Raw genomic sequence first — 12,356 nt, forward strand, 5'->3', positions numbered from 1 at the left:
ACCCGCGACCCCCGGCGTGACAGGCCGGTATTCTAACCAACTGAACTACCACTCCAGCTTTTACTTACAAATTGTCGAAAATTGGCGGAGTGGACGGGACTCGAACCCGCGACCCCCGGCGTGACAGGCCGGTATTCTAACCAACTGAACTACCACTCCGCATTTTCGTTGCTGTCTGAGTCTCCCCTAACAGCGGCGTGAATAATACGAACCAGCCCCTACTTCGTCAAGGGCTTTTTTGTTTTTTTACAGGTTTTTTAGTCATCTGACATCGAAAGGTTTAAAATTTCACCTGTTTTGTCATTTTTTGAGCCATTTTTTGCATCAGTTGTTTTTTGCTGATCTGATTTTTTTGCCTCGGTTGCTTTCTTTTTCTTTAAAAAAGCAAAATTCAATTTAAGTTTTATTGGTTTATTCTGCACAAAAACACGAATACATAACCAACCAATAAATAATATGACCAAATTCCCACCAATAATTAAACTAGCTATTAATCCCGTGGCCATTACTTTTGGTTTTATAACAGGCTCTGGAATATTTTCTTCCTTAATGATGCTCGCTTTTGGAATTTCTGGGATAACTTCTATCGGTCTTTCTATTTCAAATAAATAGGTTGGCAACGTAGCCATAAACTCTCTGTCATTTACTGTTGAGCCAAACACAGAAATTTCAATGTTGTAACGTCCCCATCCGTAATCTTGTAAAGCCAGTTCTCTTACTGCGGTGTTATTAGTGTCTAAGTAAAATACTTGCTCTTCATTATTGGGATAATAAATTTTCCCTTGCATGATCACGGTTTCAGGCTTTAATAACTTTTCATCAATATTTATAGTAATACGGTGATCGTCCCCCTCATCGGTTGCTTCAACTGAGGTAAAACTAAAAGGCGGCTCATGCACAACAATAGGATCTTGAACCACCCGCCTCTCTAATACATCAGTGGTAATATAAAGCTCAGGGCGCCACTCGCCAGGTGTGAAATTTAAGGTAAACTCACCCGTAAACACACCGTCTTTTGCACTTTCATCAAATCCGTAGCCATCGTCTTTAAATTCAGTAGCTTGCTGTATGCCCGCTCCAAAATTTTCAAAATTTTCATTATTAGTACTCACAAAACTCACATTGAGCGATACCGCATCTTTGAAAAGATTAGCGCGAATGGGCTCGCCATCATTTAAAATCTCACCGGTTACCTTTACAGTTTCACCCTGAAAAAGAATCTTAGGGAGTGGATCAACCTTAAGTGATAGCTCACCAATTACAACAATACGGCTCTGTGGCATTATTTGGCCAATAACTTGCCATGGCCCAGGCATAGGGTTGCGAATAACCACTAGATCGTAATTTAATTCGTCGTACCAATCTAGGCTGGTGTTTCCTACCGCATTGGTTGCAAAGTATTTAGTACCATCGGGTCTAACTAAAATAACGGCAGGCGACCCAGGACGTCTAAAAAATATTAATTTTATTTCATCAATTTTGTCATCTATACGAAAACGGTTATCCAGTAACGGTATTTCATTTTGTTTACCGCTGCCTTTTAACTCTTCAACTTGTTTAACGCTGTGTGCATCGGGAATGAAGCACGCGGCGATTAAACACAGTGAAACTACTAATAGCGTTTTCATAATAGTGCCTTATTCAGCGCGCCATAAACAATGGCCGCCCTCCTTTTGTACAATGTCTAAACGTGATTGATGTGCGCTTTGCTCTGCTTCGCTTGCTGCTATAACAACCAATGGGGCTCTATCGCTGTTTAAGCGCCTAATGCCGCCCTTTTGATCTTCACTTGAGTCATCTTTATTTTGATTTAGATTTAGCTTTACTTGTCCCCCGGTCATTGCCAGGTAAACATCGGCTAAAATCTCAGAATCCAGTAAGGCGCCGTGTAACGTCCGCTTAGTGTTATCAACATCGTAGCGACGGCAAAGCGCATCCAGGTTGTTCTTTTGTCCTGGATGCAAGTCACGCGCCATTTTAAGGGTATCAAGTACCCCACAAAAACTATGGGTGTTTTGATAACCTTGATTTAATAACGCAAATTCATTATCCATATGGCCAATATCGAACGGCGCGTTATGAATAACGAGTTCTGCGCCTTTAATATAGTCAAAAAACTCTTGGGCAATATCTCGAAAAAGCGGTTTGTCACGTAAAAATTCGTTGGTAATACCGTGAACATCGATTGCTTCTTCTTCAATGCTGCGTTGTGGATTTATGTAAACGTGAAAATTATTGCCGGTTAACCGACGATTCATTAGCTCCACACAGCCTATCTCAATAATACGATGCCCTTGTTTAGGGTCGATGCCGGTGGTTTCTGTATCTAAAACTATTTGTCTGCGTGCCATATCGAATTAAGCCTGACTCTGGTATCTTTCTATAATCACTTTATTGTACATAATATCAAGGTAAAACAGTGCAAAAAACCGTAGAGATTTACACCGATGGTTCGTGTTTAGGTAATCCAGGCCCCGGTGGTTATGGTATTTTTATGATTTATGAAGCCCATGAAAAAAAATTAAGTCAAGGTTACAAACTCACAACAAACAACCGCATGGAAATGCTAGCTGCCATTGTTGCGCTAGAATCACTTAATCGTTCATGCCCTGTTACCCTGACTACCGATAGCCAATACGTAAAACAAGGCATTGAGTCGTGGATCACCAATTGGAAAAAACGCGGTTGGCAAACCTCTGCTAAAAAGCCGGTTAAAAATGTCGACTTATGGAAACGTCTCGATAAAGCCTGCGCCGAGCACGATGTTACTTGGAAATGGGTAAAAGGTCACAGTGGCCATAAATATAATGAAATTGTTGACGACCTTGCCCGTGATGCGGCCAGCGGCAACAACTTAATTGATGATGAAGGTTACCAACCGTAACCCACAATATCGCTCTATTTTTTATTTTGCTGATAATGTTGCTTTGAGGTCTGCCTAAGCCCTACCCCTTTTATTGGCGCAAATTGTGGCCGTGCATGCCACTTAGGTTTTATTGGCGTAAGTGGCGCAACACGTTTTCGTGCCACCAGCAAATATACACTGCCCATAGGTTTTAAATATTGCTTGGTAAAGCTGCGCCAAAACGCAAACCGCGACAACCGGTTACCGCGTGCCAACGATGAATAAATAAATCGCTCATCGGCCACAATTTCAAATCCGAGTAAATTAAGCCAGTCTTTAACGCGTGCAGGGGTAAAAAAGCGCCCTGTCCACGGTAGTTTTTGACCACTAAATGGCAGTAACTGCGCCAAGCCACAAAAGCTAAACGGATTAAACCCCGTAATGGCGATATAACCGCCGGGAATAAGCGTACGATGAGCCTCACGTAATATATGATGCGGATCTGAGTGATACTCTAAACAATGGCTCATAATGCACGCATCTATACTGTGCTCATAAAAAGGCAGTTCGTCTATGTCAGCCACCACTCCGGTATAAGGGCCTGGCTCTGCAACGCATACTTGATGCTTAATGGAACTTTTGCTGGTATCTAACTCGCCACTTAAATTACCCAATTTAAGCATATGATAGCCAAACATACGCGGTAGCCACGGCGACAATTTGCGTTCTATATCACAACGTAAATGATCACCATGCGGAAACTGCTGCCATGACAACGGTTTGGGTCCTTCTTGAAAACTAAAGGCTGGTTTCATTGTATAAGCTCGTTATAATATTAATTAAATACCACTTTATAGAGCAACGATACATGGTGCAAGTCAAAGCAATTAAAGCCTTTTCTGATAACTACATTTGGTGCTTAACCACCGAGCATAATAACCAAGCGTGGGTGGTTGACCCCGGCCAATCTGCGCCGGTCACTGAGCATTTAGCACAGTATAATTTAACCCTAGGCGGTATTTTAATAACGCATCATCATTATGATCACACTGATGGCGTTGCCCAATTAGTAAAACAGTATCCAAACGTTGAGGTTTACGGCCCAAGTAACAGTCCATTTAAAGGAATAACAGAGCCTTTAAATGAAGACCAAACGATTACCGTTTTAGGCACCTCATTTAATATTATCACCACGCCTGGCCACACACTCGATCATATTTGTTATGTTAATGATGCACTTGCCTTTACTGGCGACACATTATTTAGCGGTGGTTGTGGGCGCTTATTTGAAGGCACTCCAGAACAAATGTGGCATTCATTTAATAAACTTAGTGCACTACCGAGTGATTGCAAAGTGTATTGCACTCATGAATACACCCAGGCGAATTTGGCGTTTGCAAAAGCGGTTGAGCCACGAAACCCCGAGTTACTCGCTTACAGCCAGCAAGTGGATGAATTGCGTAATAAAGATGAAATAACGTTGCCAAGTACCATAGGCCATGAGCTGAAAATTAATCCTTTTATGCGTAGCAATTTGCCAAACATTACAGAATTAATACCAAAAACATATTGTTTAGTTACAAAAAACAATGAACCTTGGGAAAACTTTGCTAGTCTGAGAAAGTTCAAAGATCATTTTTAATTAGGGCCTGTTGCTCTGTTAAGGTTAAATGTGTCTTAATAACAAGAATAAAAAACGATTAGTTAACAAACAACAAGTTAACATTTTCTAATCATATTTGTTTGGAACTTTTAACGGTCATAAGTGGCAATGTTGACTCATTATGGGTAGTATTCGCCGAGTTTTTTACCCTAAGTATTGGTATTTATGAATAAATCTCCTCTTTTATTGGTCTTAGCGATGGCGCTAAGCGGCTGTCAAACTCTGACAACGTTAAACACAGATTCACAAAATCAGGCACAAGACCAACTTGAAGGCGCAAGCCCAAACGATATTAACACGGCGCTGATGATGAACGCGCAATATCAACAAGTGAACGATATCGAAGAGGAAGCCCCTGTGTTTGACGATGTTTGGGAGCGTATTCGTTACCAATTATCTATCGATATTCCCCAAAATCGCCCAGTGGTCGCTGAACGTAACTATTATGCGCGCCATCAAGCATACTTAGATCGTATCTCTAAACGTGCTGAGCCGTATTTGCACTTTATTGTTGAAGAAATTGAAAAGCGTGAAATGCCAATCGAAATTGCACTTTTACCTATAGTAGAAAGTGCTTTTGACCCTTATGGCTACTCGCATCGCACCGCATCGGGTATTTGGCAATTTATGCCAGCAACCGGCGAGCGTTTTGATTTAAAACAAAACTGGTGGTATGACGGGCGTCGCGACATTGTGCAATCAACTCGCGCAGCGCTTGATTATCTCTCATACTTACACAAAACCCTTGAGGGTGACTGGCTGAACGCAATTGCAGCTTATAACTCAGGTGAAGGCCGCTTACTGCGTGCGATTAAAAAGAATCGTAAAAAGCATTTACCTACCGATTTTTGGTCACTTGATTTACCTCGTGAAACCACTGCCTACGTGCCTAAATTATTAGCATTAGCCGATTTATTAAAGCGCGCTGATGATTTTAATGTGTCATGGAAGCCTATTATTAACGCGCAAGTGGTTGAAGTGGTCAATATTGAGTCACAAATTGATTTAGCGCTGGCAGCCGACATGGCTGACATGACCCTCACCGAGCTATACAGACTAAACCCTGGATTTAACCGCTGGGCAACAGACCCTGATGGTCCACACTTTTTATTAATACCCACCGATAAAGTAGAGCAATTTACAGAAAAATTGGCTGCAACTGACATTAAAAGTCGTCTTCGCTGGCAACAATACAAAGTTAAAAAAGGTGATAGCCTGTCGGTAATTGCCAGTAAATTTGCCACTAGCACCAATGCAATAAAGTCATTAAATAAGCTTAATTCAAACGTCATTCGTGTTGGCCAACAAATTTTAGTGCCGCTAACAGATGGTAAAATTAACAGTGAACATTTACCTCAGCAAGTACGCGCGGCCGCTAATAAAAGTTTGCGTACTAAGCTATCACACACGGTAAAAAGTGGCGACACATTGTGGGACATAAGCCGCGAATACGATGTCACTATGGGTGAATTAGCTAAGTGGAATAAGCTGAAGAAAAATGCAGTGCTGCGTTTAAATCAAAAATTGGTTGTTTATAAATCAGCAAATCAGCCTAAAGAGGCAGCTAATAACACCAACCGCACTATTACTTATAAAGTGCGTCGGGGTGATTCATTAGCGCGAATAGCCTCTAAGTTTAATTTAACCGTGAGCGAGATAATTAAATGGAATGACTTGGCTGGGCAAAAATACTTACAGCCAGGTCAAAAGCTTAAACTCAAGGTTAATGTGAGAAGTAGCTAATAAACATAACCAATAAATAAAAAAAGAGCGCATGCGCTCTTTTTTTATTTGGCTTAGCTTACAATGCCCAAAGGCTGTGCGGTTTGCCATGCCCCGCGAGTAAAATCGGGAATATCTATTGAGCGGCTACGCTCACTCACAGACTGGGCTGATAACGGCGAAATAACCGACCATGCCACCGTGACCACCATTGCGCTGCGCCTCTTCACCCATTTTTGTCCATAAGGGATGGTCGTACTGCTCATACCATGCGCTCATATCATAATCCCACTCATGAAAACTTTTTGAGTCACCAGTTACAAGGGCAATACGATTAGGGAAACCGGCAAACACGCCATTCGTGCCTTGTATTAAGTTATGTCGTGAGTACGGCCGAGGGGTTGTCGTATCGTGCTGCACCATAATACTGCGCCCTTTGAGAGTTTTAATCAGCGTCGTGTTCATGTCACCGGCAATATAATTGAGCTGGTTACGGGGGTGTTCGGCAGCAAACTCACGTTGCGCATAGGCGCTTCGGCCAAGTGAAGGTGAGCTCATTGAGGTTAAAAAATCGAACCGATCGCCACGATTTATATTCATGTATTGCGATACCGGCCCTAATCCATGCGTAGGATATAAATTACCGTCACGTCTTGCATGCCACTGCGTTCGCCATGAGCCTGTTTTGTGCTCAAGCTCTTTCATTTGCCAGCGCAGTTCATGAATATACGCCGCTTCGCCATGTAACAGCTCCCCAAATACACCTTGGCGTACCATGTTTAATACCATTAACTCGTCGCGTCCGTAGTTAACATTTTCCATCATCATGCAGTTTTTTTGCGTACGCTCTGCGGTATCGACAATTTGCCACATTTCATCAACAGTCAGTGCTAGAGGCACTTCAACAAAAGCATGTTTTGCGCTGTTCATGGTATCGATAGCCATTGGGGCATGCCATGCCCATGGTGTTGAAATAATCACAATATCAATGTCTTGTCGTTCGAGCATTTGTTGATAAGCGCGCTCACTGCCACTATACAATGCAGGCTTTGCCACTCCCGTATCAACTAAATAATTAGCGGCACGTTCTAAAACCTCTGTATGAGTATCGCAAATAGCCACTATTTGAGTGCCTTCAATGTGGCTCATACGCTTTACATGGCCAAACCCGCGCTGACCCACACCAATAAACCCTACTCTCACCACATCCATTTTAGGTGCGACCAAACCGATAACGGAGCGCCCTTGTTGCATAGGCGCGCTAGTATGAACACTGCCACTAGATGCACAGCCACTAACCACACCAGCAGCGGCAGCTACACTGGCTGCCTTTAAAAAATCCCGACGATTAAATTGCTTCATTACATATCCCTTTTGTTATTATTTTTAACTTACCTAATGGCGATTAATGGGTAAAGGGCCAAAGAGGTAAGCTGCATAAAAATAGGTTTAAAATGGATAAAAATTCGCATTGTGTTATTGTTTGGGGTTATAGTCGAAAAAAATATTATTTCCTAACTTATTATGTCTTATATAAAAACCATCACATTTTTTTTAGTTATTGTACTAACGGGTTGCTCAGAGTCTGCAACCCCCACTTCCTCGCTCGAAAACAGTCCGGGCGTTAGTTTAAATAATATAAAACAGCATATTAAAACCCTTGCCTCTGATGACTTTGAAGGCCGCGGTCCATTAACATTGGGTGAAGTAAAAACCGTTGGCTATTTGAGTGAACAATACAAAGCCATAGGGTTAACTGGTGCCTATAACGGTGATTTTTTACATCCGGTTAAAATGGCCATGATCACCGCAGATCAAAACATGCAATTGACCATGGGTGATTTAAGCTTTAAAGCGGGTAAAGACTTTACTGCTCGTACTAAACAATTGCAGCCAGTTATTGATGTTCGCAGTTCTGATGTGGTCTTTGTCGGTTATGGTATAAATGCCCCTGAATATAACTGGAACGACTACGCCAATATTGATGTAACCGGTAAAACCGTTATTGTGCTGGTAAACGATCCGGGCTTTGCCACTCAAGACGATACGTTATTTACTGGTAATGCCATGACTTATTATGGTCGTTGGACTTATAAATATGAAGAAGCCGCGCGCCAAGGCGCTAAAGCGGTATTTATTGTTCACGAAACAGCTCCTGCCGCATACCCTTGGGGGGTAGTTGAAAGCTCAAATACCGGCACTAAATACAGTCTAATGGATAACAACCTCAATGCATCTGAATTGCCCGTTATGGGCTGGCTAACACTCGATGCCACCGAGCAAATATTTGCATCAGCACACTTAAATTACCAACAATTAAAACAACAAGCACTTAGTGAGCAATTTCAAGCTAAAGCGTTGAATTTAAAAGCAACCCTTGCATTTAAAAACGAAGTGTCACATGCAAAATCACATAATGTGGTCGCAAAAATCACAGGCAGTGAAAGCCCAGATGAATACATCGTTATTAGTGCCCATTGGGATCACTTTGGCACTAAACAAACCGACAGCGGTCCTAAAATTTATAATGGCGCCGTTGATAACGCATCAGGCACCGCGGCCACCCTTGAGATTGCTCGAATAATGCAAAAAATGCATCAGCAAACACCGTTTAAACGCTCGATTATTTTTGCCAACTTCACCGCCGAAGAAACCGGTTTAATAGGTTCAGCGCAGTTTGCCTCTGGTGACCTGATCCCAACAAAGAATATGATTGCCCTACTAAATATTGATGGGATGAACGTACTCGATAGCACCGACTATATTTTACAGTACGGTAAAGACCTCTCGACTATGGAACACTATTTAGCTAAAGCCGCAAACGCGCAAGGACGTCAAGTTAAACTGGATCCTCGTGCGCAAAATGGCTTATTTTTTAGATCGGATCATTTTTCACTCGCCAAACAAGGTGTGCCAAGCTTACTGTTTATGAGCCTAGGTGATACCGATCCTGACTACATCACTCATAAATACCATAAAGAAGCTGACGATTACTCAGCTGATTGGTCATTAGGTGGGGTAAAACAAGATGTAGAACTGATTGTTGATATAGCCTCACAACTGGCGAATAACGGTGATTGGCCAAAATGGACAAGCGAGTCTGACTTTAAAGCCAAACGCACCGCTGACAAACAATAAATACAATTAAACATTACTACTTAAAATCCTCCTACTCGGAGGATTTTAGTTTTACCCGTGCCTGTGTAAGCAATTTTTCAGCTTTTGCCCCTAAATACACATATATCGCTAAAGCAATTAAAAGTCCCACCACTGCAAGCATCATCGCTATAGCTGGCATTAAATACTCTGATTGCCCTAATGCGGCTTTAAACATAGTGAGTAGTGCTTCAATTGATATAGCAATTAACACGGTAGAGATAAACCGGGTAATGGTTCGTCGTGTTGATGAGTGTCTAAAAATATCTTTATGCATGAGGATTTCTTCTTCAAGAATTGTTTTGCCAAGATCAAAAACAGCCAATGCTAACGTGATATAAATAATGATGCTAAAGGGTTCTAGGGGATCGGACGAACTATTTACGTGAGTTATTAATTCATAGATGTCGATAAATACGATGTTGAGTAAAAAAAGCACCAAACTAAATAAGCACGCCACAATAATGCCATAACCTGCTTTAAAATAAGGTGACATAGTCGCACGTGCGGTATCACCCATCACAAACTCAATAAGCTGCGTTAAACTTACATCAACAACTAAATAATGTTGATTATTGATAGGTTTGTTTAATTCTTTAATCGCAGATATACATAAATGGTTGGTCGCAATAGAAATATAAGGCGCAGTAAAACAAATAGCATTACAGGCTTTTACATTTAAAAAATAAGGCCGCTCACTTAAATCCTGATTATTGCCTCTCTGTGCTAATTTTTTATTGTAGGCACGTTTAAAACAAACGTTATTGCCCTGTTGTGAGCCCTTCTCGTCCAAACAGTATTGTAATTCTAAAAAAGGATAATGCTTTGTTAAATAGCGCATATCACGATTATTAGCGATGCCGTCATCTATACTCATTAAAATTGATTCTAATAAGCTATGTATTATCTGCTCATATTCGTTATAGCGCTCAACACTACTTATATAACTCATTCTCGCCATAGTTAGGCTCCTTAAATACCCTAATCAACAGCTAAGCAAGTTTAAAACCAAGAATTAAAGAATATAAAAATCAATAGATTAAATTAAATACATTGATGCCATTGCACTATTTTAGTGACAACTGCACACACTATTTCTCGCCACGCACAAAAAAGCAGCTGAGTATTTACTACTTAGCTGCTTTTTATGTCTCGTTTATAAATTACATAAACGCTTTCATCCGTAATGTAATTACTGAATTTTTGCGAATTCTTCTTTTGAAAGCTCACCGTTGCTATCAACATCTAAATCATCAAATAATTGAGCTAGTTGTGAGTTAGCTTGTGCTTCAGACTGGCTAATAACGCCGTCGCCATCAGTATCGAAAGAATCAAAGTCAACCGCAGCAAGCCGCTGAAGATGAAGCAAGTGCTATTAAAGCGAGTGTTTTAGTAAATGTTTTCATAATTAATCCTTAGGCTAAATGCCTTAATTAAAATGGTAAGAAGTCCTTTTCAAAGATCCTTAAGGGAAACTAGTACGCTGAAAATTCGTCTTTAGAAAGTTCACCATTACCATCTACATCTAGCTCTGCAAACTGCTCCATAAGCTCAGCAGCAACCGATGCCTCTGCTTGGCTGATGGTGCCACTGCCATCTACATCAAGCGTTTCAAAGTCTGTGCTTGCAAATACTGCAGATGAAGAAGCAAGCGCCATTAATACCAGTGTTGATTGTAACTTTTTCATAATATAATCCTTCAAAGTGTGCAATGTTCGTCAAATAAAAAATAATTGGCTCAAAACTATCAACCTCATATCCTTGCGATTCTTTGTCATAGGCTCCCTTGCCTATTTAGGTTGTCTTGGGCAACTCAGAATCAATGGTAGTATTGAGCACTAAAGCTGGTTACGCCTTAGAAAACTCTGCTTTAGATAACTCACCGTTTTGGTCAGTATCAAGCTCAGTAAACTGGCTCATAAGTGAGGCGTCAACTGATGCTTCAGCTTGGCTAATAGCGCCGTTGCCATCCACATCAAGAGTGTCAAAATCGGTTGCCGCAAAAGCCGCTGATGAAGAAGCTAAAGCCATTAGTACCAGTGTTGATTTAAGTGTTTTCATAATGTAATTCCTTCATTAGGTTGTGCGATAAAAGCGATATGCTTTATCACGTTTTTGCTAAATACAGCTTAGGTATTACAACTTCGATGCCATGTTTTTAAAGTTATTTAAAAACATGTATTTAGAACGATTTTGAAGTATTTTGATAAAAATAAACCATGATTTTGTTGCTTTTTAGCAACAGCCACAGGGGCTGAAATAAATAAACATTTAAAATCAATAAGTTAAATTATAATAAAAAGAGACATGGGAATGAAAAAACTGGAAAAATCATGTTTAGAGCAGTTATGAGAATAAACCGACTCTGAACACATCCGACATACTTACTTTAACGGTATAAAATAGTACATATAACGTATTGAAATATAATAACTAAAATAATATTTCTATTATTTTTATAAAAATTTTTTAAGAGCGAATTAAAAACTATCGTTTTGTTGCCAAATGGCGAATTGGGATGAAAAAAGCTGTATAAGAGAAGAGTCGCTAGCAATGTGTTGCTCTAAAAATCAATAAACTAGTCGCTCATACTCATAATGGCTATGAGCGTGAGCAATGTGTTTTACAAAGTCTGCTTTATTTCCAACCTTGCAGCCATTTTTGTTGATCTTTTAAATCGCGCCACTGGATTGGGTATTGGTTTTTTGACATTACCGCCTCAGTGATACATTCAATGACGTTGCCGTCTTCATCAAACTCAACCTCAACAATAATAAAATGTTTTTCCTTATTAATTGCTGGGATCGCTGTCCATTTACTATTAAGCAGTTTTTTAGGGTTTAATTTATTCATACTACGCCTTCTAAGTTTTCTACTTGAACATACGCATCAGAGCCATTTTTAGTTTTATTAATCTAGGGTCTGTTGACCTTTCAAGGTTAAATTTGCAGCAGTCTGTTTGGTATTTAG

The 12,356-nt window shown here is 40.5% G+C and carries 11 protein-coding genes, 1 tRNA gene and 2 pseudogenes; 4 read left to right on the forward strand and 10 right to left on the reverse strand.

The features are described 5' to 3' along the window. Positions 1-82: 82 nt before the first annotated feature. The 3 genes from QMA00_RS17690 to dnaQ form a co-directional block, all read right to left on the reverse strand. Positions 83-159 (reverse strand) — tRNA-Asp (locus tag QMA00_RS17690). 98 nt (positions 160-257) lie between these two features. Continuing rightward, the gene (locus QMA00_RS17695) at positions 258-1,628 is read right to left on the reverse strand and encodes a TIGR03503 family protein (RefSeq protein WP_076921587.1); all 1,371 of its coding nucleotides are present in this window, start codon (positions 1,626-1,628) and stop codon (positions 258-260) included. A 9-nt stretch (positions 1,629-1,637) separates the two neighbouring features. Then, positions 1,638-2,351 (reverse strand): DNA polymerase III subunit epsilon, encoded by a 714-nt coding sequence (gene dnaQ, locus QMA00_RS17700; protein WP_069439989.1) that lies wholly within the window; start codon positions 2,349-2,351, stop codon positions 1,638-1,640. 68 nt (positions 2,352-2,419) lie between these two features. Between dnaQ and rnhA the strand changes: the two genes are divergently transcribed. Further along, positions 2,420-2,884 carry a ribonuclease HI gene (gene rnhA / locus QMA00_RS17705; RefSeq protein WP_013464557.1) on the forward strand — a complete coding sequence of 155 codons (465 nt, stop codon included), beginning with the start codon at positions 2,420-2,422 and terminating at the stop codon, positions 2,882-2,884. Positions 2,885-2,898: 14 nt separating this feature from the next. On the opposite strand, the gene QMA00_RS17710 is transcribed toward rnhA, so the two are convergent. Next, positions 2,899-3,660 carry a class I SAM-dependent methyltransferase gene (locus QMA00_RS17710; RefSeq protein WP_069439990.1) on the reverse strand — a complete coding sequence of 254 codons (762 nt, stop codon included), beginning with the start codon at positions 3,658-3,660 and terminating at the stop codon, positions 2,899-2,901. Between the two features lie 53 nt (positions 3,661-3,713). On the opposite strand from QMA00_RS17710, the gene gloB reads away from it, so the two are divergent. Together gloB and QMA00_RS17720 are read left to right on the forward strand one after the other, a co-directional pair. Further along, positions 3,714-4,487 (forward strand): hydroxyacylglutathione hydrolase, encoded by a 774-nt coding sequence (gene gloB / locus QMA00_RS17715; protein ID WP_076921585.1) that lies wholly within the window; start codon positions 3,714-3,716, stop codon positions 4,485-4,487. 186 nt (positions 4,488-4,673) lie between these two features. After that, complete coding sequence (locus QMA00_RS17720) at positions 4,674-6,251, forward strand: LysM peptidoglycan-binding domain-containing protein (RefSeq protein WP_076921584.1); 1,578 nt, start codon at positions 4,674-4,676, stop codon at positions 6,249-6,251. A gap of 53 nt (positions 6,252-6,304) precedes the next feature. Here QMA00_RS17720 and QMA00_RS17725 read toward each other — a convergent pair. Further along, positions 6,305-7,592 (reverse strand): annotated as a pseudogene (locus QMA00_RS17725) (Gfo/Idh/MocA family oxidoreductase). A 162-nt stretch (positions 7,593-7,754) separates the two neighbouring features. On the opposite strand from QMA00_RS17725, the gene QMA00_RS17730 reads away from it, so the two are divergent. Next, on the forward strand, positions 7,755-9,368 hold the full coding sequence (locus QMA00_RS17730; RefSeq protein ID WP_076921582.1) for a M28 family metallopeptidase: 1,614 nt from the start codon (positions 7,755-7,757) through the stop codon (positions 9,366-9,368). Positions 9,369-9,399: 31 nt separating this feature from the next. Here QMA00_RS17730 and QMA00_RS17735 read toward each other — a convergent pair whose 3' ends face one another. From QMA00_RS17735 to QMA00_RS17755, 5 genes and pseudogenes are all read right to left on the reverse strand, one after another. After that, complete coding sequence (locus QMA00_RS17735) at positions 9,400-10,347, reverse strand: EAL-associated domain-containing protein (protein WP_013464552.1); 948 nt, start codon at positions 10,345-10,347, stop codon at positions 9,400-9,402. Positions 10,348-10,578: 231 nt separating this feature from the next. After that, a pseudogene (locus QMA00_RS17740) lies at positions 10,579-10,792 on the reverse strand (calmodulin). Positions 10,793-10,861: 69 nt separating this feature from the next. Further along, a complete protein-coding gene (locus QMA00_RS17745) occupies positions 10,862-11,074 on the reverse strand; it encodes a calmodulin (RefSeq protein ID WP_008467121.1) in 213 nt (70 codons plus the stop codon). 160 nt (positions 11,075-11,234) lie between these two features. Then, complete coding sequence (locus QMA00_RS17750) at positions 11,235-11,447, reverse strand: calmodulin (RefSeq protein ID WP_008467122.1); 213 nt, start codon at positions 11,445-11,447, stop codon at positions 11,235-11,237. A 576-nt stretch (positions 11,448-12,023) separates the two neighbouring features. Further along, the gene (locus QMA00_RS17755) at positions 12,024-12,239 is read right to left on the reverse strand and encodes a TIGR02450 family Trp-rich protein (RefSeq protein ID WP_008467123.1); all 216 of its coding nucleotides are present in this window, start codon (positions 12,237-12,239) and stop codon (positions 12,024-12,026) included. Positions 12,240-12,356 lie beyond the last annotated feature (117 nt).

The sequence above is a fragment of the Pseudoalteromonas sp. APC 3694 genome (assembly GCF_030407565.1).
In the GTDB taxonomy this organism is placed as follows: Bacteria; Pseudomonadota; Gammaproteobacteria; order Enterobacterales; family Alteromonadaceae; genus Pseudoalteromonas; species Pseudoalteromonas tetraodonis.